Source organism: Streptomyces sp. NPDC020801 (assembly GCF_044334385.1).
Lineage (GTDB): Bacteria > Actinomycetota > Actinomycetes > Streptomycetales > Streptomycetaceae > Streptomyces.
Genome location: NZ_JBIRST010000013.1, coordinates 48,426 through 69,217 on the forward strand (window position 1 = coordinate 48,426; position 20,792 = coordinate 69,217).

The window sequence follows — 20,792 nt, forward strand, 5'->3', positions numbered from 1 at the left end:
GGCAGCCCCCCATGGCCCCCTGTGCCGAAAGCCGCACCATCCGCTGGGAAGAGGACGCCGACCGCGTCGTCACCCTGGTCCTCGACGACCCCGACCAGTCCGCGAACACCATGAACGCGGCGTTCATCGACTCGCTCGACGCCACCGTCGACCGGCTGGAATCCCGGCGTGACACCCTCAAGGGAGTCATCGTGGCCTCCGCCAAGAAGACGTTCTTCGCCGGCGGCGACCTGCGCGACCTGATCGCGGTCACCCCCGAGACCGCCGAGCGCTCCTTCGAGGCGGGCATGCGCGTCAAACGCGCCCTGCGCAGGATGGAGACCCTGGGCGTGCCCGTCGTGGCCGCCATCAACGGCGCAGCCCTCGGCGGCGGTTACGAGATCGCGCTCGCCTGCCACCACCGTGTCGTACTGAACCGGTCCGCCGCCCGCGTGGGCCTGCCGGAGGTGACCTTCGGGCTGCTGCCCGGCGGCGGCGGAGTGACCCGCACGGTACGGATGTTCGGCGTGGCCGAGGCGCTGCAGAAGGTGCTCCTGGAGGGGAGGCAGTACGCCCCGGCCCGCGCGCTCGCCGCGGGCCTGGTCGACGAGATCGCCACCGACCCCGAGGACCTGCTCACCAGGGCCAGGTTCTTCATCGACGCCCATCCCCGCTCCGCGCAGCCCTGGGACACCCCGGGCCACCGCATTCCCGGGGGCGCTCCCGCCCACCCCGCGCTCGCCGCCCAGCTGCCCGCTTTCCCCGCCGCCCTCCGCAAGAAGCTGGGCGGCGCCCCCTACCCCGCACCGCGCAACATCCTGGCCGCGGCGGTGGAGGGCGCCCAGGTGGACATCGACACCGCCTTCGAGATCGAGGCCCGTTACCTCACCGACCTGCTCACCGACCAGACCACCAAGAACATGATCCAGGCGTTCTTCTTCGACCTTCAGGGCGTCGACTCGGGCGCCGGCCGGCCGCGGGGCGTGCCCGCCCGCACCGTGACCAGGGTCGCCGTCCTGGGCGCCGGGATGATGGGGGCGGGCATCGCGTACTCCTGCGCGGCGGCGGGCGTCGAGGTCGTGCTCAAGGACGTCACCGTCGAGGCCGCCGAGCGCGGTAAGGCGTACTCCGCCGGGCTGCTGGACCGCGCCGTGGCCAGGGGCCGCAGGACCGGGGCGGAACGGGACGCGTTCCTCGCCCGCATCACGCCCACCGCCGACGCCGCGGACCTGGCGGGCTGCGACGCGGTGATCGAGGCAGTCTTCGAGGACCCGCGGCTGAAGGCCGAGGTCTTCCGGGAGGCCGAGAAGCACCTGGCCGCCGACGCCCTGCTGTGCACCAACACCTCGACCCTGCCCGTCACCTCGCTCGCCGAGGCGGTGCAACGGCCCGAGTACTTCATCGGACTGCACTTCTTCTCCCCCGTCGACAGGATGCGGCTGGTGGAGATCGTCAAAGGCGGCCAGACCGGTGAAGAGACGCTGGCCCGCGCCTTCGACCTCGTCCGGCAGATCGGCAAGACGCCCATCGTCGTCAACGACAGCCGGGGCTTCTTCACCTCCCGCGTCATCGGCCACTTCATCAACGAGGGCGTCGCCATGGTCGGCGAGGGCTACGACCCCGCGACCGTCGAACAGGCGGCGGCGCAAGCCGGCTATCCGGCCAAGGTGCTCGCCCTCATGGACGAGCTCACCCTCACCCTGCCGCGCCGGATCCGGGAGGAGACCCGCCGTGCCGCCGAGGAGACGGGCGGTACCTGGCGGCCGCACCCCGCCGACGTCGTCGTCGACCGCATGATCGACGAGTTCGGGCGTCCCGGCCGCAGCGGCGGCGCCGGCTTCTACGACTATGCAGACGGGCGCCGGACCGGGCTCTGGCCCGGGCTGCGCGAGCACTTCGCCGACCCGGCCCTGCGCGAGGCCGATCTGACGGAGCTGAAGGAACGGCTGCTGTTCGTCGAGGCGCTCGACTCCGTGCGCTGCCTGGAGGAAGGCGTCCTGGTCTCCGTCGCGGACGCCAACGTCGGCTCGCTGCTGGGCATCGGCTTCCCGGCGTGGACGGGCGGCGTCCTCCAGTACATCAACGGCCATCCGGGCGGCCTGCCGGGGTTCGTGACGCGAGCACGTGAACTCGCCGACCTGCACGGGGAGCGTTTCGTCCCGCCCGAGCTGCTGATCCGCAAGGCCGGGCGCGCGGAGACCTTCACCGACCGCTGACGTCCGGCGCTCTCCGCCCCCGACCGTACGGCACCCCGTTCTTCCGACCCCGATCCGCCCCAGCCCGCCAGGAGGCCGTCATGACACCAGCCCCGCGCACCGACGGGGAGCAAGCGCCACGATCGACGCTGCCGCTGCTCGTGGAACGCAACGCCCGGCTGTATCCGGACCTGCCCGCCCTGTCCTGGCGGACACCCGACGGCGCCGGATGGACCACGCTCACCTGGGCGCAGGTCAGGGCACGCACCACCCGCCTCGCGGCCGGGTTCGCGGCGCTCGGCGTGGGCCGCGGCGACCATGTGCTGCTGATGATGGCCAACCGGCCCGAACACTGGCTGTCCGACCTCGCCCTGGTGCGCCTCGGTGCCGTACCGGTCAGCGTCTACGGCACCGCCGCGCCCGAGCAGATCACCCACATCGCGCGCAACTGCCGGGCGGAGCTGTCCGTGGTGGAGGGCGCCGGGCAGGTGGCGGTGTGGGCTCCGCTGCTGGACGACGACACCACCCCCCTCGACCGGCTCGTCGTCGTGGCGGACGGCGAGGAGGGACCACACCTGCCCTTCGCGACGCTCGAGCGGGAGCCGGTTCCGGAACGGTTCGAGAAGACGCTGGACACGGCCCGCCCGGAGGACCCGCTGACCGTCGTCTACACCTCCGGTACCACCGGTGAGCCCAAGGGCGTGGTCCTGACCCACCGGCAGGTGTTCGCCAACGCCCACGCGCTCGACGAGGTGGTGGAACTGCCGCCGCACGTCGAGCACATCTGCTACCTGCCGTTCGCCCACATCGCGGAGCGGATGCTCGGCATCTACCTTCCCTGTCACCGCGCCGCGCACGTCCATCTGTGCGCCGACCCGACCGCCGTGGCCGACGCGGTGCGCGAGGTGCGTCCCCGGCAGTTCTTCGGTGTGCCGAGGATCTGGGAGAAGCTGGCCGCCGCGGTCCGCGCCGGGCTGGCCCTGCTGCCGGCCGAGCAGCAGCAGGCCGTCGAGGAGGCGGCGCGGGTGGCCCGCGAGTACGTCGGTTTCCGCGAGCGGGGCCAGCAGCCGCCCGGCGAACTGGCGGCGGCGTACGCACAGTCGCGGGAGAAGGTGCTGCTGCCGCTGCTGGCGGCGGGCGGCCTCGACCGGGTCACGTGGGCAGGCAGCGCATCCGCGCCGATGCCCCTGGACGTGGTGCGGTTCTGGGCCGGTTTCGGGATCGTCGTCATGGACGCATGGGGTCTGACCGAGACGACGGGAGTGGCGACGTCCAACAGCCCTCGCACCGGATTCCGGCTGGGCTCGGTGGGGCGTCCGGTGCCCTTCGTGGAGGTGCGGACCGCCGAGGACGGGGAGATCGAGGTGCGGGGCGAGACCGTCTTCTCCGGTTACCTCGAGCAGGACGGGTCGGTGCGCTCGGCGCTGGGCGAGGAGGGGTGGCTCCGCACGGGCGACATCGGCCGGCTCGACGAGGACGGCTATCTCTGGATCACCGACCGGAAGAAGGAGATGATCGTCACGTCGACCGGCAAGAACGTCTCCCCGGCGCTGGTGGAGAACGCCCTGAAGGAACATCCGCTGATCGGGCAGGCACTGGTGCACGGCGACAACCGCTCTTATCTCGTCGCGCTGCTGGTGCTCGACCCCGAGGCGGCGCCCGCCTGGGCCGCGGCCCACGGCATCCAGGCCGGTGACGATCCGGCGGCCCTGGCCGGACACCCAACCGTGCTTGAGGAGGTGGACCGGGCCGTGGCCGCCGCCAACAGCCGGCTCAACCGGACCGAGCAGGTCAAGCGGTACCGGTTGCTGGCCCAGGAGTGGGGACCGGCGACCGGCGAACTCACCCCCTCGCTGAAGATGCGCCGCCGGGTCATCCGGGACAAGTACGCAGACGAACTGGCGGATCTGTACGCCGGTTGACCACCGCATCGCACAGGCCGACGGCCGCCCCGCCCGAGCAGGCGGGGCGGCCGTCGGCGCAGCGCGGTCCGCGAGCGGGGAAGACCGGGCTCACAGGCCGTAGCTCCTGCCGATGATGTCGCGCTGGATCTCACTGGTTCCGCCGTAGACGGTGGAGACGACGGCGGCCCGCAGGTGGCGTTCCATGCCGTACTCGGTGGCGTAGCCGTAGCCGCCCATCATCTGCATGCACTCCAGGGCGACCCGCTTGGCGGTCTCGGTGGCCTTGAGCTTGGCCATCGACGCCTCGCGCGGGAAGAGCCGGTCCGGTTCGGCGTCGCAGTCCGACGCCACCTCGCGCACCAGCAGCCGGGTGCACTCGATCTCCGTGGCCAGGTCGGCGACCCGGTGCCGCAGCGCCTGGAAGGAGCCGACCGCTCGGCCGAACTGCTCGCGCCCGCGAACGTAGGCGACCGCGTCGTCGAAGGCCCGCCGGGCCAGGCCCAGCATGCTCGCGGCCAGGAAAAGCCGTTCGTGGTTCAGCCCGGCCATCAGCTGCCGCCAGCCGTTGCCGACCTGCCCGACCACGGCGCCGGCGGGCAGCCGCACCCGGGTGAGGAAGACGTCGTTGACCTCGCGTCCCCCCATCGTCTCGATGCCCCGGACCTCGACGCCCGGAGTGCTCATCGGGACGTGGAACATGGTGAGCCCCGCGTGCTTGTCCCCGCCGGTCCGTGCCACGAGCAGCATGCTCTGGGCGATGTGGGCATTGGAGATCCAGGTCTTCTGACCGTCGATCAGCCAGTCGCCGTCCGCCTGCCGTTCGGCGCGGCAGCGCAGGGCGCCCACGTCCGAGCCGGCCGCGGGTTCCGACATGGCGACGGCGAGGACGGCGCCGCGCACCGCGCCGCCGAGCACCTCGCGCCGCTGGTTCTCGGTGCCGAACCGTTCGTACGCCTTGGCCGTGATGACGGTGGTGACGAATCCACCCGCGGGCACCAGGCCGTGGGCGACCTCCTCCAGGAACACGCAGGCGTCGGCGAGGCCGCCGCCGGAGCCGCCGTACTCCTCGGGCAGGCAGACCCCGAGCCAGCCGAGGTCGGCGAGCCGTCCGTACAGCTCCTTGTTGTGCGGTTCGCGGCCGCCGTCGGTCAGCGCCTCCCGCTGTTCTCGTGTCCCGCACTCGCGCTTGGCGAAGTCACGGACGGCGGCGGCGAAATCCGCCTGCTGCTCGGTGAGACGGCTTCCCATGGAACCCTCCAGGGTCGATTGAGATACAGATGTATCATTTATGTATCAGTGTCGCTTCGAGCGGGTGTGCCGGTACGGTGGGAGGCACCATGACGACTTCTGCGAACGACTCCCTCCTCGCCCGGGCGGCCGCCCGGCCGGAGACGGAGGAGAAGGTGGCGCGGCAGATCCTGGACGCCGCACTGGAGCAGTTCACGATCTTCGGCCTGCGCCGTTCCTCGGTTGACGACGTCGCCAAACGGGCCGGGGTCTCGCGAGTGACGGTGTACCGCCGTTTCCAGACCAAGGACGGGCTGGTCGAGGCGTGCCTGCTGCGCGAGGGCAGCCGCTTCTTCCAGAAGCTGGACGCCGCCGTCGCGGCCCTGCCCACCATGGAGGACCGGGTCGTCGAGGGCTTCGTGGTCGCGCTCCGGTACACCAGGGACCACCCCCTCTTCGGCGGTCTGCTCCGGCTGGAGCCCGAGGTGGTGCTTCCCCATCTGACCGTGCAGGGCGGCCCCGCCCTGGCCGCCACCACCGAGTACCTGACGGCGCATCTGCGCCGGGCCCAGCAGGCGGAGGGCCGGCCGGACTCCGACCCCCGCCCGGTGGCCGAACTGATGGTCCGGGTCGCGGTCTCCTTCCTCCTCAACCCGGCCGGCTGCATCGCACTCGACGACGAGGAACAGACCCGGGCCTTCGCCCGCAGGTACCTCGCGCCCCTGATCGGCGCCTGACCGGGGCGGCCGGGCCCCAGCGGGAGGAGACGGAGCCCGGCCACCCCCTCAGCGCCGTCGATGGAGCCCTCGCACAAGGGCGACGGCGCGAGCCTTCGCGGCGGCCGGGGCGCTGAAGGACGTCAGGTCGACCGGGGCCGCGAAACGCCGGACCGTGACCGACTGCGGCGCGGTGAACGCCCGCAGCCCCTCCGCCCCGTGGATCCGGCCGAAGCCGGAGTCGCCGGACCCGCCGAACGGCAGAGCGGGAACCGCGGCGAAGCCGAGCACCGAGTTGACGGAGACCGCGCCCGCGCGCAGCCGGGAGGCGATCGCCGCGCCGGTGCGCCCGCTGCCGCAGAAGACCGCGGCACCGAGCGCGTAGCGGGACGCGTTGGCGCGGCGCACCGCCTCCGCCACGTCCGGCACCGCGTTGACCGCGACGACCGGCCCGAAGGTCTCCTCGGTCATGGCGGGCGAGTCCTCCGGCACGTCGGCCAGGACGATGGGTGCCACGAAGGGCCCCACCGACGATTCCGGGCCACCGAGCGCAGCCCGCGCTCCGCCCGCCAGGGCGTCCCGGACGTGCCGCTGCACCACGGCCGTCTGGGCCGGCGTGGTCATCGGGCCGTAGGAGGCGCCCGGTCCGGGACCCGGACGCAGTGCGCGGGCCCGCTCCACGATCCGGCGGCACAACTCCGCGTGCACCTCCCGTACGGCGTAGACGCGTTCGACACCCGCGCAGGTCTGCCCGGCGTTGCCCATCGCCCCCCACACGATCGCGTCCGCGGCGGTGTCGAGGTCCGCGTCGGCGGCGACGATCACCGCGTCCTTGCCGCCGCACTCGGCCAGGAACGGTGTGAGCGACCGGGCGCACTCCGCCATCACCTTCCGGGCGGTCCCCGGTGAGCCGGTGAACGCGACCTTGTCGACACCGGACCGCGCCAGCGCCGCGCCCGTGCCGGCCGCTCCCGTGACGACGGTGAGCAGACCGGCGTACTCGGGCACCGCCGCGTCGAACAGCTCGGCGAGCAGGACACCGGTGTCCGGTGTGTACTCGGACGGCTTGAACACCACGGCGTTCCCCGCTGCCAGCGCATAGCCGATCGAGCCCATCGGTGTGTGGACGGGGTAGTTCCAGGGCCCGATCACGCCGACGACACCGAGTGGGCGGTGCACGAGCGTCGCCGCCTGGTTCGCCGCCAGGAGCCCGGTGCTCACCCGGCGCCTGCGCAGCACCCGGCCGGCGTTGCACGCCGCCCAGGACAGGTGCCCCAGCGTCAGCAGCACCTCGAGGTCGGCGTCCCGGCGCGGCTTTCCCGTCTCCGCCGACACCGCCCATGCCACAGTGTCCAGCCGGTCGGCCAGCTCCCTCTTCCACCGCAGCAGGTGGGCGCGGCGCCGGCCCGCCGGGAGCGCCGCCCAGCGGGCCCCCACCGCCCGTCCCCGGTCCACCGCCCTCGCGATCTCCTCCGGGCCGTGGACCGGATGGTGGGTGAGCGGCCTGCCGGTGACCGGGTCGCGGGAGGTGAAAGTGGCCTGTTGCGGGGTGGTGTCGGTCATCGCTGCTCCTGCGATGCCTGCGATGCCTGCGATTCCGGCGGTTCCTGCTGCTCCTGCTGCCCCTCCGGTGAGGTCTCCCCGGCGAGGGGGGCCAGGGGCCTGCCGTGGGCCCAGTGCGGGCCGAGGTCGTCGAGTGTCCAGCCGAAGGGGTAGCTGCGGGGCCGAGGGCGGTGGGGCCACCAGCCGGGCCGGGCCGGCAGCCGGCGTACCAGCACGGCGCGGGCCCGCAGGGCGCGGTGGGTGGTCGCGCGCAGCAGGCGGGACCGCGGACGGAACCCCAGTGCGGCCAGCAGCGGCTCGTCCAGGAGGGCCAGCAGGACGCGCGAGACGAGCGGGCGCAGCGGCCGCGGGTACCAGCCGGTGATGACTCTCAAAGTGGCCGCGGCCACCCTGCGGTTGGCGGGGTCATGGGCGAACATCTCTCTTTCGAAGGTGTCGTGGAGCTGCTCGAAGCCGGCGTAGTCCGCGGGCAGCCCGGTGATCCCCATCAACTCGCCCATGCGCCGGCCCACCAGCGCCAGGCTCTCGGTCTCCTGCGCCGACAGGGGCCGCCAGCCGTACCGGTCGATCCATCGTTTCGGCCCGACCACTGTCGTGGCCAGCACGTACAGATAGTCCTCGTTGGGTATGCGGTAGCGGCCGTGGATGCGGTTGAGGTGACGGGCGGTGGCCCGCCCGTGCTCGGAGTCCATGCCGTCGCGGACCATCTCGTACGCGAGCAGCACCGTGTCGTCGTACCGCTTCTGGCCCGCCCGTTCGAACTCCTGTGTGCGGTCGAGGAGCCGGGAGATGCGCGGTACGCCGTAGTCGCGCAGGAAAGCGACCGAGACGCCCTGGAGGTAGTCCCAGGGGAACTCGTACCGGGTGAGAAGCCGGAAGATCTGCTCGTAGTCCCGCTGGGGGTCCAGTCGCCCGATGCGGTGGAGCCGGCTGAAGCGGCCCATGGGTGATGCCTCCTATCGCTGCCCGCTGTGCGCGCTCAGGTCGCTGAAGTCGACGGTCTCGGCGTCGACCAGCACCTGGCCGGCCTCCACCGCGGTGACCGACAGCTTCGGAAGCTGCACGGCGATCGGCAGGTTGGCCGGCACGACGTCGGCGCCGATGCAGATGCGGGGCGTGCTGACGCCGATGACGGGGATGGTGAGGGATCCGGTGAGCCGGGTGACGTAGACATCGACCTGGGGGATGTCCAGGTCCACGTCGATGGTCTGCGTCTGCCCGTCGGTCTCCAGACGGAAGGTGTAGTTGTCCGCGACCAGCCGGTCGGCGTGCATCCAGAGGACCTTGAGCTGCCCGCCGTCGGCCGTTCTCAGGTAGGTCGCGCCGTGGATGATCGCCCCGTACGCGGTCAGGCTGTCCGAACCGACGGTGGGGTACACGGTGTTGACCGGATAGGCCGCCCGGGGGCGGCCCGGCCGGCCTCCGATCACGACCGGCGGGCGCAGCGCCGTCGGATCGTCCGGGTCCTCGGGCATCTTGCCGGGCTCGGCCTCGGCGGGGGCCGTGCCCGTTCCGTCCCCCTGGCCCGGGTGGGGCAGTTCTCCGGTGTCGATGCCGGCCGGGCAGGGGAGGGCGACCTGGGCTGCGCCGCCGGGCGCGTACTGCTCCCGGCCCTTCGCGCTCTCACCGCCGGGGTCCGTCCCTCCACCGGACGGCGTGTCGTGGCGTGGTGCCGGCAAGGGGGAGGGGAAGGCGCCGGTACCGGGTGCCGCCGTGGCGGTGCCCGCGGCGGCCGGCAGGGCCGAGGCCGCCAGCACCGTGCTCACGGCGAAGAGGATCGTGCTCCGGGCGCGGCCAGGGCGAAGGTCCGAACGGGCCCTGTCCTCGCGGCCTCTTGGGATACAGCCGGCATGCGCACGGCCCGCCGCATGCGCGTGTGCGTCGGCTGCACACTCGGCGTCATGCGTGCGTGCGTCGCCCTCGTGCCAGGTCGCACGCGTAGGTGTCTGCGCGGGGCCGACTCCCGCGCGGCCGCCGCCGATGTGGTCGGCTTCCGCGGTGGCCGGCATGTGGGTGGGCGGACCGGGGTCGTCCTCGTCCCGCGGCCCGTCGGGAGGGTCCGGCATCCAGCCGAAGGCCATGGAGGAGCCGACCAGGCCCGCGAGCATCCCGATGCCGAAGCCGCCCAGGTTCGTCGTCGCCATCGAGGTCAGCGACGCGACCGCGGTGACCACCGAGACGAACATCCGCTGGTCGGGCTTGAAGAGGAAGAACAGCCCGCCCGCGACCAGGACGGCGGCGATGCCGACGGCCGACATCGCGCCGACGCCCACTTTGATCATCAGGGGGAGCGGGGCGAAGGGGATGGCGGCCATCTCCAGTCCGCCCGCGATCACCCACATCGCGGCCCAGAACGGCCGCCTCCGGCGCCAGCGGCGCAGGGGACGCCGCAGCCGGGGTACGGGCAGGATCCGGTCGAGCCAGGCACCGATCTCGCGGCCGAGCTCCGACAGGAAGCCGAAGAGGAAAACGAACATGGCGTCGCGTCCGCCTCTCGCCGTCAGAAGCACTGCTTGCCGGTACGGCTGAACTCGATCTCCAGCTTTTCCAGCGTCATGGTGCCGCCGTTGGCGGAGTAGGCGGTGCTCTTGACGTCGTGGGCCACGGCCGTGCCGGCCTGGACGCCGAAGACACCCCTGGGTCCGGTCACGCCCGGCGCGCCGGTGAGCGTGGAGGCGTCCCGGCCGGCCTGGACGCCCGTGACCTTGCCGCCGCCGCCGGTGAGGGCGTCGGCGTTCACCACGAGGTTGCTGCCCTCGAGCGGCTTGTCCGTGCCCGAGCGCACCAGCATGGTGATGTCCCCGATGACGGGCAGCTTCTGCCTGAGCGAGACGCACACGTCGGAGACGGTGCCGTTCCTGACGGCGGTCAGCAGGACCGGCTTGGCGTCGCCGGTGCCGCCGATCGAGGCGGGGAAGGACGACACGCCGTCCGCGGTGACCTCCGCGGCGGAGACCTTGAACGCCGCGCCCGAGACGGCGAAGGAGGCGGCGAGGGCGCCCTGTGCCAGGGCGATGCCCAGCGAGCCGACGGCCAGCATGCAGGGGACGAACAGGACGGCGCTGCGCTTCCAATGGGTTCGGCCCTCACCCGGAGGGTTGCTCGCGTGATGTGCCTCTCTGTCCCTCATGAGGTTCCTTCCCGACAGGGGTGTGGTGCCGATGGGAGGTGGTGGTGCCTTGGCGGAGCGGATCGTCGAGAGAGTCGAAGATACAAAAACTATTGACTTGTTTCACGGGGCGCGTCAATACTCCGGACGCGACGGAGAAACGGAGGCGTCATGACAGGTCTGCCGCACACGTCCGCCGATTCAACTTCCCATCAGGCAAAGGGAGTTGCGGTGGCTTCGAGGATCCGGGCACCCCGCAGAGGCGGAGTCGTCTGGCGTTGCTTCGGGGACGCCCGTGCCACCCTGATGGCTCCCCAACTGCTGCTCCTGCAGGTCTCGCACCCCATCGTCGGCGCGGGCGTCGCGGACCACAGCAACTTTCGCGCCGAGCCCTGGCCACGCCTCGTCCGGACGCTGCTCTCGCTCACCACGGTCATCTACGGCGGCCAGGAGGCCGCGACCGCCGAGGCGCGCCGACTGATCCACGTGCACGCGCCGTTGAAGGGCGTCGACACGGCGGGGCGCCGCTACCACGCCCTCAACCCCGAGGCGTACCACTGGGTGCACGCGACGCTCGTCAAGGGTCCCGTCGACGCGCAGAGGCTGTTCGGCAAGGGCATGACGGAGGACGAGCTGGAGGAGTACTACCGCGGGATGCGGGACGTGGGCCGGGTGTGGGGCCTGAAGGACCATCACATGCCGCCGGACTGGCCGTCGTTCCTCGCCTACTACGACGACATGGTCGCCAACCGCCTGGAGTGCAACCAGTCCGTCCAGGACGTCCTGGAGGAATTCGCCCGGCCCGCCAAGCCGCTGCGCTGGCTCCCCGGCCCGCTCTGGTGGCTGCTCGCCCGGGTCGGCGCGCACTACTCGCTCCTGGTCACGGTCGGCACGCTGCCGCCCGGGCTGCGCGAGCGCCTCCAGCTGACCTGGACCCGCCGGCAGGAGCGCAGCCTGCGGCGCTTCACCCGGCTGGTGCGGTTCCTGACGATGCTCGTCCCGCCGCCACTGCGGATCACCGTCTCGCTCGCCATCGCCTACTGGGCCACTCACCGGCCGGGCACCGATCCGGCCGCGCGGCGGCCGCTGGGAGCCTGGTGACACATGGAAACGAGGTGCGAACCCGTGTGCGGTACACCCTCGGTCGTACCGGTCGGTCCCACCGGGGCCTGCTTCCGCGGTGGTGGGCGCGGGCTTCCTCGTCGGTGACCTCGGTGAACGGCACGGTGTTGCCGAGAGGCGGGTAGCGATCGCGCCCTGGGCGTGGGCGTGGGCGTGGGGCATCGCTCCACGCCGAGGGGCACGGACGGCTCAGTTGTTGATGCGGCTCATCAGCTGCTCGGGGTAGCGGGGGCCGCTGGCGGCGCCGGGCGGGAGGGCCTCTTCCAGCGCCGTGAGCAGGCGTTCGTCCAGCCGGACGGATGCTGCGGCGGTGTTCTCCTCGAGGTAGCCGATCCGCTTGGTGCCGGGGATGGGAACGATGTCGTCGCCCTGGTGCAGCAGCCATGCCAGCGCAAGCTGGGTGGGCGTGATGCCGACTTCGGCAGCCAGTTGGCGAACCCGGTCGGCCAGGCGGAGATTGGCGCGCAGGTGATCGCCCTGGAAGCGGGGGTCATGGCGACGATAGTCGTCGGGGGCCAGGGAGTCGATGTCGGTGATTGCGCCGGAGAGGAAACCACGGCCCACGGGGGAGTAGGGGACGAGAGCGATGCCGAGGTCACGCGCGGCGGGCAGGATTTCGGCCTCCACGCCCCGCTCCCACAGGGAGTACTCGGTCTGAAGGGCGGCGACGGGATGCACGGCGTGGGCGCGCCGAAGGGTGTCAGCGCTCACCTCGGACAGCCCGATGTGGCGTATCTTGCCCGCGCGGACCAGTTCGGCCAGAGCGCCGACGGTGTCCTCGATGGGCACCCCGGGGTCGCGGCGGTGGAGGTAGTAGAGGTCGATGTGGTCCAGGCCGAGGCGTGCGAGCGAGGCGTCGACGGCCTGGCGTGCGTACTCGGGGGTCGAGTCCACGAAGAAGCTGCCTTCGTGGAGACGGGAGCCGAATTTCGTGGCGACGACCACGTCGTCGCGGCGACGCCCCGTCAGTGCCCGGCCCAGGAGCTGCTCGTTGTGGCCGCCACCGTAGATGTCCGCGGTGTCCAGGAGGTTCACCCCGAGGTCGAGCGCGCGGTGGATGGTGGCGACGGACTGTGCGTCATCGGTGGTTCCGTAGATCGGGGACATGCCCATCAGGCCGAGGCCGACGGGAAACACGGCCGGGCCGGCGGTGCCCAGAGTGCGCTGCTCCATGGGGATTCCTTTGGTCGGGGGCCGGCCGTGTGCCGACCACCCCTAGAAGTTATGATGCATAACCATCATTGTCAATTCTTGTGGTTGTCTGTAACAGAACTTAGGGTGGCTTCGTGATGAGTGCCGATGACCCCCTGTCTTCCGAGGTGATAGTCCTCTTTGCGAAGATCACCGACCGGTACACCCGGGAGTACGAAGCTGCCGCGGCCCACCACGGCCTCACGAAGCAGCAGGTGAAGGCGCTGCTCGCGCTGGACGAGGGCGAATTGCCCATGCGGCGAGTCGCTGAGCGCCTCGGAGCCGAACCGTCGAACCTCACCGGGGTCATTGACCGCCTCCAGGCCCGCGGCCTGGTCGAACGGCACTCGGATCCGGGCGACCGACGCGTCAAGCTCCTCGCCCCGACGGCCGCGGGCCGCACCGCGGCCGCGGACCTGCGGGCCCGGCTGCGCTTCGCCCTCGATCCGCTCGCCGCCCTGGCCGAGGAACAGCGACGTGACCTTCGCGATCTGCTGGCGCTGATGGCCGGATCGTAGGGCGGTCGAGAATCGAGGCCGCTCGCCGAATCTGCCGCCGTGCCACGGGTGGCGCGGCGGCAGACTCAGGGAGCAGGCGCCAGGCCCTGGCGGATCGCCCACAGCGCCGCCTGCGTCCGGGAGGCAACCCCGATCTTGAGGAGGATGTTGCTCACATGGGTGCGTGCCGTTCGTTCGCTGATCGTCAAGGCCTCCGCGATCTCTCGGTTGCTGCAGCCGTCGGCGACCAGCACGAGCACCTCACGCTCACGCCGGCTGAGGGACGACGCACCACCGGACGCACCGGTCAGCACGCTGGTGACCTTCCGGGCCACGGCGGTGTCCAGGTGGATCTCGCCGGCCGTGGCGGCCCGGATCGCGGTCGCCACCTCGTCCGCCTCGGCGTCCTTGAGCAGATATCCGGATGCGCCGGCGGCCAGGGCGGCACGCACCCGCTCCGTCTCGCCGAAGCTCGTCATCGCCACCACTTCGACGCCGGGGTGGATCTTCTTGATCGCCTCGATGCCGGCAGCCCCGTCGAGGTTCGGCATCACCAGATCCATGAGAACCACGTGCGGTAGGAGGCCTCGCAGCGCGGCCTCGGTGAGGAAGTCGAGTGCGGCCAGGGCATCCCCGGCCTCCGCGACCACCTCCATGTCGGACTGCATGGACAGGAAAGCCCGCATCCCCTGCCGTACGACGGAGTGGTCGTCCACCACCAGTACCCTGATCGGCTCCGGTTCCGGCTGCCCGCTCATCGCGCCGCTCCTTCCCTCGTCCCGCTGTCCGCGGGCCGCAGCGCCCCTGGCACTTCGGCCCGTACCGTGGTCGGCCGCCCCGGTGCCGAGACGACCGAGAATGTGCCACCCAGCTGCGTGATCCGCTCGGACATGGAGACCAGTCCCAGATGGCCGGGACGGGGCGTGTCAGGGTTGAAGCCCTTGCCGTCGTCGCGGACTTCGATGAGCAGGTCTCGTCCGTCCGCGCCCTGGCACCGGATGTGAACGTCGAGCCGCCGGGCCTCGGCGTGCTTCACTGCATTGATCATCGCCTCGCTGACCACGCGGAAGAGATCGGTCTCCTGCTGCGGGGTCAGCGGCAACGGGTGCTCGGGGCTCTCCACGACGACGGGCAGGTGGTGCCGGGTCTCCATGGCCGCGGCATGCCTCCTGACGGCGGAGACCAGCCCCTCTTCGTGCAGTGCCTCGGGGCGGAGCTGGAAAATCAGCGCCCGCATCTCCGCCAGTGCCGCCCGGACGAGGTCACGCAGTTCGGCGAGGCCGGCCGCAACCGCCGGCACGGGAGGCGATGCCTGTTCGGCCAGCAGCTGCACCGCCCGGCTGCGCAAGGTCATCGAGAACAGTGCCTGGCTCACCGAGTCGTGCAGGTCGCGGGCCAGCCGGTGCCTCTCCTCCAGGGCGGCCTTCGCCTCCAGTTGGAGCAGCATCCGGGCGTTGTCCACGGCGACGGCGGCCTGGTCGCCGATGGCAGACAAAAACGCCAGGTCGGACTCGGATGGCTGACTGCCCCTGAGATAGAAGCCGTTGAACACCCCGACCGTACTGCCGCGCGCGATGAGCGGCAGTACCGCTATGGTGTGCCAGCTCTGCCGGTGGCTTATCCCGTGCAGTGGCGCGAAGCGGTCGTCAGTGAGGGTGAGTTCTCGCCATCCGTCGACGACCACCGGTTCGCCGGTCTCGAAGACCCTGGCCGACAGCAGCGGAGCACCCAGCGCCCGGCAGGCGTTGAGCCGGTCCGCGTAGTCGGCAGCGCCCGGGTAGTCACCACTGGCGCCCACCCGACGCAAGCCGCCGTGCTCGTCCATGAGCAGGAAAGTGCACGCTTCCATGCCTGACGCGTGCCGTACGTCCCGTGCCAGGGAATCCAGTTCCGTGGTGAGCGACTCGGCGAAGGCGATACTCGCCGAGACCCGGCTGAAGGCCTTCAGCCGGCGCTCCTGACGTCGAGAGTCGGTCACGTCGCGGAACCGGATCACGCGTACGCGGCTCGACGGGGTCGATACCGACGTGCGGACGCACTCGATCTCCTGGTCGCCGACGGCAACGACGGTCGTGACGTCAGGCTCGGTGCCGGCCAAGGGCAGCGGGATGCCGGTCGTCGGCAGGGCACGCAGTTCGTCGAGCCGGCGGCCCAGAATGCGGCAGCCGGCCCGGTTGACGTGCTGAATGCGTTCGCCGTCGGTACTGAGTACGGCGATTCCCTCCGCGGCGCTCTCGACCAGTTCGGCAAGTAACGCAAGACCCATGTTCTCCAGGGACACGATCGAAGCGTGCCCCATGTTCGTGCAATTCGCATAGGGCAAATGTCCTGTCCGAAGTCGCCCGCACGGCAATGCAACCTGGCCAGGTCCACCCATGCCAGTGGCGTCGGACGTCAGATGCGCAGGGCAGCCGTCAGGCCGGAGACTTCGCGTCACGGCAGGTACGTGACGCTCACGCTGCGCGACCTGCGGTTCCCCCTCCCACCCTGAAAGGCTTCCCATGCGGTTGGCGAATCCGTGCGGAGATGCACCCCCTCGTACACGCCAGTGGTCCGGAGGACGTCGAGCAGCTGAGCAGAGAGCGCTCCGGCCCCGAGCCGTACGAGGCGACGCGGACCGGACCGGATGTCGTTGGTCCCCGTGGCTGCGGCACATGGCGATAGCCCGACTCGAGGCGGCTGATCGGCGCGCCCTGAGCTGAAGCGGGTCGTGCGCCGCGGCCGTCGGCGATTTCGCCGAACCCGCCGTCCTGCCCGAAGGGGCTCGGGTGGGTGGCAGCGAGCTCGCCCGATCACAGGCTCCGGCGACGCGCGCACCGAGCCCACCTCGCGCAGGCGTCCCAGCATCCGCTGACCGGCCGGACCGGGAGCGAAGCGCCGTTTCCACCGTCCTCCCCGGCACGCGCGCTGAGCGGGCACGGCGTCTGCTGTCCAACCTCGGCACTCAGCGCTTCGACGGGTGGTTGACCCACGGCCCTGGACGCCGCCCGTTAGCCCGAACCAGAAGGTCAACATGACAACATCCGTAACGTATGCCCATGACGGAGGCGATGTGATCGCGCCGAGCCGTTGGAGGGCCCGCGCTGTCCTGCTCCTGGGCACCTTCGTCTTCTTCGCCTACGGCTATGACCTCTACGCGCTGCAGACCGTCGCGCCCTCGCTGCTGAGCCACCCCAGCTGGCATGTCACGCCCGGCACCTTGGGCATGCTGGGCAGTGTCACTGCGCTGGGCGAGATGATCGGCGCCTTCGTGGCTGGTCCGCAGAGCGACGTCCACGGCCGCAGGACCCCCATCGTCATCTGCGTCGGGTGGATATCCGGCTGCATGCTGTTGAGCGGCCTCGCCTCCAGCCTCCTGGTTTTCGGCCTCAGCCGTTTCCTCCTCGGTATCGGCCTGGGCGCTCTGTGCCCACTGGTCTGTGCCCTCGTCGTGGACTGGGCACGGGTGCGGCGGCGCTCGCTGTACTGCGGCTTCGCCCTGTCGGCCATCCCGCTCGGCGGTGTGGCGGCGGCGAGCGGCGGCCGAGCCTTCCTGACCGGTGTGGACTTCCGGTGGATGTTCCTGATTGGTGTCCTGCCCATCCTGCTGGTGCCGGTCTACTGGAGTCTGATTCCGGTCGACGTGCCTGCGGAGGCCTCTCTCCCGGACCGGGCCACGCGCCGGGACGCGCCGGTGGTCTCCAGGGAGTGGTGGGCGCTCTTCGAACCCGGATGGCTGTTGGCCAGCGTTCTGTTCTGCATCGCGTCCTTCATCGGGATGCTGCTGATCTACGGGACGAGTTCCTGGCTGCCGACCCTGATGACCGAACAGGGCTACGACGTGAGTTCCACCCTCGAAGTCGTCATCGCGTTCAACTGCGGAGCTGTCGTCGGCACGTTGCTCTTTTCCATGGCCGCCGACTGGATTCCCGTCAAGTCGTGCGTCGCTGTCCTGTTTCTGTGCAGCATGACGGGGCTGCGTGCCCTGACCGCCGTTGAGGGTCACCTCGCTCTCCTGGAGACGGCGGCTCTGGCCGGGGCGGGGATCATGGGCGCGCAGAACGTCATCGACTCCTACGTGGCCCGTTACTACTCGTACGAAGTACGCGGCACAGCCCTCGGCATGATCCTCGGAGTCGGCCGTTTCGGGTCTCTCATAGGCCCCAGTTTCCTGACCGTCCTGACCGCAGTGAACTCCGACCCCAAGGCGGGCTTCTTTCCCCTCGTCACGCCGGCCCTGATCGGTGCGGTCGTCATCTTCTTGGTTCCCCGCGGGCGACGACGGTCCAAGAGGCTCAAAGCAGCCTGACGCCTTTCGTGTCACTGCCGCTCGCAACGGCCGGTTCGCCCGACGGGCGAACCGGCCTGATCGGTGCGGGGAGTGCTGCCGTGGTTCCGGTCCGCCGACGCACTGCAGGGCCGAGGGTCTGCCGTGGGAGTCCGGGAATACAAGTATGCTATCTCGCATGTCAGGACGTACAGCGGGGACGAGCTCATACCGTGAGCGCAATTCCACGGCCGATCGGGCCCTGGACATCCTCTCCATGTTCAGTGAGGACCTGCCCGTGGTTTCGGGGAGCGAGGTTGCGACCAAACTGGGGGTCGCGCGCTCCACGGCGTACCGCTATCTGCAGAGCCTGGTGACCAACCGCTTCCTGGAAGAGGCGCCCGGCGGGGGTTTCCGGCTGGGCCTGCGGGTCATGGAACTGGCTCGGGTGGCGCGCAAGGCCTACGGGTTGTCGGAGATCGCCGCACCCGTGATGGCTCAACTGGCCGATGCGGTGGAGGAGACGGTTCTGCTCACCCGGCGTACGGGTGGCCTGGTTGTCTGTGTGGACCGTGCGGAATCACTCAGCCGCCCCGTGCGTATCTCCTACGATCGCGGAAGCGTGCTGCCGGTCAACGCGGGTGCCTCGGCCCTCGTCCTTTTGGCCTGGACCGATCCGGATGAGGCGCGGAACCTCCTTGAGACCTCTGACCTGCGCAGTTTCACGTCCGCGACACTGACTGATGTCGACGCGCTGATGGACAGGCTCCGTGATATCCGCCAGAAGGGCTACTCGTTGTCCCGGGCCGAGCTGGATCGCGATGTGCTCGGCATAGCGGCTCCGGTCCGTGACGGAGCGGACAGAGTGATAGCTGCCGTGAGCGTGGCGGCCGTCGCCTCACGGGTCAGCCGGGAGCGTGAGCAGGAAATCATCGATCGCGTTTGTGGAGCCGCTCGAGAGATCAGTGAACGGATCGTCCTCGTCGAGGGCTGATGACAGGCAGACGCCGGCGGTCCGCCGTTGCGGTCCGCCGGCTTCGATGACTCACTGATCATCGCCGGTATTGCCCATCGAGCTTCTTCAGTGGTGCTCCTCCAGGTGCACGGGTGCACAACTCCGTCGGCACCCTCATGGGGCCTGCCTGCCCGAACCATGAATCCGTGGCTGCGCGCAGTCGGCGACGGCGCGGCGTGCGCGGGGCGCTGAGCCCACGCTGCGGACGGGCAGGATTCGCCGGCCCGGTTTGCCCTCGGCGAGGCCACCGTCAAAGATGTGCCCGCCCAGGTTCCCCCTGCCTGCCGGACACGCCGGGACGGCTGGGCCTTGCGATGTGACGGCTGGGCCCTGCAACGGCGATCACACGCGCGGATGACGACGAGCGCTGCTTCGTCCAACGCGGGCCGGCTCGTATCCGGGAAACCCCGCCTCGCCCACTGCCTGGGACTGGACGTCTCGCCGCGCAGGGCGGGTGTGCGCCCATTCCTCCTCGCCGTGATGGCGGCGTACCCGAGGCTTCCCGACCCAGGAGCGCCACGCTGGCCTGCGCTTTCCTTTCCGGTGCCCCTCTGCGTCCAGTGATCCGGCAGTCCCGCTGCGCGGTGCTCGGTGGCACCGGTCGGAGAAGCCGGGCGCATCCATCGAGCATGTCCTGCTTTTCAGGTATTGACTCCTGAGAAACAGGAACTAATCTGGCTGCAATCCGCCGGCGGCCCGCGCGTTGCGCCGCCTTCTCCCTCCGACTTCACGGAGCGCACCATGGCGACACCCCCTGAAGTTCTGACCGCACCATCCGGTTCGAAGAGCCGGCACACCTCCTCATCCGCCTTCGTCATCACGATTTGCGCCCTCGTCACGGTGATGGAGGGCTACAGCCTGATCGTGTACGGCTCAGTCGTGCCGCTGCTGCTGGCCGACGCCCACATGGACATCCAGCCCGACATCGCCGGCGTCATCGGCAGCGTCGTGTACGCGGGCATGCTCGTCGGCGCCTTCGGGGCGGGCGTGGTGGGAGACCGCATGGGCCGCAAGCCCGCACTCGTGGCGTCGGTGACTCTGTTCATGCTCGGTGGGGTGGCCTCCGGCCTTTCACAGTCGGCCCTGACTCTTGGCCTTGCCCGGTTGCTCGCCGGGCTGGGTGTCGGAGGGGCGGTGACATCGGCACTCGCGCTTGCCAGGGACCACGCCCCGCGAAACCGTTCCAGCCTGGTCGTCAACGTCACCATGGCCGGCATCCCACTCGGCGGTGTGCTCACAGCCTTCATCGGCATGGCGGTCCTGCCGCGGCTCGGCTGGAGAGCGATGTTCTTCATCGGCTCGGCGCTGACCCTGGTCATCCTCCTGGCCACGCTCACCCTCCGTCCGGGGAACGTGCCCGAGACGGCCGCAGCAGCGCGTACCAGGTCAACGTTCCGCGAAATGTTCACGGGGCGGGGGCTGCTCATCGCGGTACTGATCGCAGCCGCAGCGATACCGAACATGTTCACCTGGTTCGGGCTGAACATCTGGCTCACCGAGATCATGAGCCGACTCGACTACCCCCTCACCTCGGCGCTGATGTTCTCGATGACCCTGACCGGCGGAGCCATCGTCGGCTCGCTCCTGACCTCTTGGTGGGCCGATCTCTGGGGCGCCGCCAAGGTCGGTGCGGTGACGGCTGCCTGCACGCTCACCGGCCTGCTCGGAGTCATGCTCGGAATACGGTCCCTGCCGTTCCTGGTCGTGTGCATCGCCCTCATGGGAGCCGGAGCGCACACTACGATGAACCTGATCAACGCTGCGGCAAGCAACTTGTTCCCAGCGCACATGCGAGGCACCGCCCTGGGGTGGGCCAACAGCTCGTCCTACGTCGGCGCCCTCGGCCCGATCGCCGCAGGGCTTCTGCTGCAAGCGGGCCTGGGCCCCTACAGCGTCTTTCTCCTCTATGCCGTGTCCGCCGCCCTGTGCACGGCGGTGATGACCACCTTCGCGATCACCACGAGACGCGACGCGTAAGCCGTCCCCCGGCGGAGTATCCGCTCCGCCGCGGTCCCCGATCCCTTCGAA

At 70.5% G+C, this 20,792-nt stretch carries 16 protein-coding genes; 8 read left to right on the top strand and 8 right to left on the bottom strand.

Going from position 1 to position 20,792, the window contains the following annotated elements:
• Nucleotides 1–11 precede the first annotated feature (11 nt).
• Both ACH4UM_RS25745 and ACH4UM_RS25750 read left to right on the top strand, forming a co-directional pair.
• The gene (locus tag ACH4UM_RS25745) at nt 12–2,195 is read left to right on the top strand and encodes a 3-hydroxyacyl-CoA dehydrogenase NAD-binding domain-containing protein (RefSeq protein WP_398183714.1); all 2,184 of its coding nucleotides are present in this window, start codon (nt 12–14) and stop codon (nt 2,193–2,195) included.
• An 80-nt stretch (nt 2,196–2,275) separates the two neighbouring features.
• Nucleotides 2,276–4,096 (top strand): AMP-dependent synthetase/ligase, encoded by a 1,821-nt coding sequence (locus ACH4UM_RS25750; protein ID WP_398183717.1) that lies wholly within the window; start codon nt 2,276–2,278, stop codon nt 4,094–4,096.
• A 90-nt stretch (nt 4,097–4,186) separates the two neighbouring features.
• Here the strand turns inward: ACH4UM_RS25750 and ACH4UM_RS25755 are convergent, their stop codons facing one another.
• Complete coding sequence (locus ACH4UM_RS25755) at nt 4,187–5,326, bottom strand: acyl-CoA dehydrogenase family protein (RefSeq protein ID WP_398183721.1); 1,140 nt, start codon at nt 5,324–5,326, stop codon at nt 4,187–4,189.
• 89 nt (nt 5,327–5,415) lie between these two features.
• Between ACH4UM_RS25755 and ACH4UM_RS25760 the strand changes: the two genes are divergently transcribed.
• Nucleotides 5,416–6,042: a TetR/AcrR family transcriptional regulator gene (locus ACH4UM_RS25760; RefSeq protein WP_398183724.1), complete on the top strand. Its 627-nt coding sequence runs from the start codon at nt 5,416–5,418 to the stop codon at nt 6,040–6,042.
• A gap of 48 nt (nt 6,043–6,090) precedes the next feature.
• On the opposite strand, the gene ACH4UM_RS25765 is transcribed toward ACH4UM_RS25760, so the two are convergent.
• From ACH4UM_RS25765 to ACH4UM_RS25780, 4 genes are read right to left on the bottom strand one after another with little or no spacing between them, the layout of a single operon-like run.
• Complete coding sequence (locus ACH4UM_RS25765; RefSeq protein WP_398183727.1) at nt 6,091–7,584, bottom strand: aldehyde dehydrogenase family protein; 1,494 nt, start codon at nt 7,582–7,584, stop codon at nt 6,091–6,093.
• A complete protein-coding gene (locus ACH4UM_RS25770) occupies nt 7,581–8,528 on the bottom strand; it encodes an oxygenase MpaB family protein (RefSeq protein ID WP_398183730.1) in 948 nt (315 codons plus the stop codon). Before ACH4UM_RS25770 ends, ACH4UM_RS25765 begins: the two co-directional genes overlap by 4 nt.
• A 12-nt stretch (nt 8,529–8,540) precedes the next feature.
• Nucleotides 8,541–10,061 (bottom strand): DUF6114 domain-containing protein, encoded by a 1,521-nt coding sequence (locus ACH4UM_RS25775; RefSeq protein ID WP_398183733.1) that lies wholly within the window; start codon nt 10,059–10,061, stop codon nt 8,541–8,543.
• A gap of 23 nt (nt 10,062–10,084) precedes the next feature.
• Complete coding sequence (locus ACH4UM_RS25780; protein ID WP_398183736.1) at nt 10,085–10,714, bottom strand: DUF6230 family protein; 630 nt, start codon at nt 10,712–10,714, stop codon at nt 10,085–10,087.
• 210 nt (nt 10,715–10,924) lie between these two features.
• On the opposite strand from ACH4UM_RS25780, the gene ACH4UM_RS25785 reads away from it, so the two are divergent.
• Nucleotides 10,925–11,794, top strand: coding sequence for an oxygenase MpaB family protein (locus ACH4UM_RS25785; RefSeq protein ID WP_398183739.1), 870 nt, complete (start codon nt 10,925–10,927; stop codon nt 11,792–11,794).
• Between the two features lie 210 nt (nt 11,795–12,004).
• On the opposite strand, the gene ACH4UM_RS25790 is transcribed toward ACH4UM_RS25785, so the two are convergent.
• Nucleotides 12,005–12,988, bottom strand: coding sequence for an aldo/keto reductase (locus tag ACH4UM_RS25790; protein WP_398183742.1), 984 nt, complete (start codon nt 12,986–12,988; stop codon nt 12,005–12,007).
• Between the two features lie 116 nt (nt 12,989–13,104).
• On the opposite strand from ACH4UM_RS25790, the gene ACH4UM_RS25795 reads away from it, so the two are divergent.
• Nucleotides 13,105–13,524, top strand: coding sequence for a MarR family winged helix-turn-helix transcriptional regulator (locus tag ACH4UM_RS25795; protein WP_398183745.1), 420 nt, complete (start codon nt 13,105–13,107; stop codon nt 13,522–13,524).
• Between the two features lie 65 nt (nt 13,525–13,589).
• Here ACH4UM_RS25795 and ACH4UM_RS25800 read toward each other — a convergent pair whose 3' ends face one another.
• Complete coding sequence (locus ACH4UM_RS25800; protein ID WP_398183748.1) at nt 13,590–14,261, bottom strand: response regulator; 672 nt, start codon at nt 14,259–14,261, stop codon at nt 13,590–13,592.
• The gene (locus tag ACH4UM_RS25805) at nt 14,258–15,784 is read right to left on the bottom strand and encodes a histidine kinase (RefSeq protein ID WP_398183751.1); all 1,527 of its coding nucleotides are present in this window, start codon (nt 15,782–15,784) and stop codon (nt 14,258–14,260) included. The genes ACH4UM_RS25800 and ACH4UM_RS25805 overlap by 4 nt, the downstream gene beginning before the upstream one ends.
• 732 nt (nt 15,785–16,516) lie before the next feature.
• On the opposite strand from ACH4UM_RS25805, the gene ACH4UM_RS25810 reads away from it, so the two are divergent.
• The 3 genes from ACH4UM_RS25810 to ACH4UM_RS25820 all read left to right on the top strand — a co-directional run bounded on the left by ACH4UM_RS25810 (nt 16,517) and on the right by ACH4UM_RS25820 (nt 20,741).
• Nucleotides 16,517–17,791, top strand: a complete 1,275-nt coding sequence (locus ACH4UM_RS25810) for an MFS transporter (RefSeq protein ID WP_398183754.1) — start codon at nt 16,517–16,519, stop codon at nt 17,789–17,791.
• A 157-nt stretch (nt 17,792–17,948) separates the two neighbouring features.
• A complete protein-coding gene (locus ACH4UM_RS25815) occupies nt 17,949–18,743 on the top strand; it encodes an IclR family transcriptional regulator (RefSeq protein ID WP_398183757.1) in 795 nt (264 codons plus the stop codon).
• Between the two features lie 612 nt (nt 18,744–19,355).
• Nucleotides 19,356–20,741, top strand: a complete 1,386-nt coding sequence (locus tag ACH4UM_RS25820; protein WP_398183761.1) for an MFS transporter — start codon at nt 19,356–19,358, stop codon at nt 20,739–20,741.
• Nucleotides 20,742–20,792: the final 51 nt, after the last annotated feature.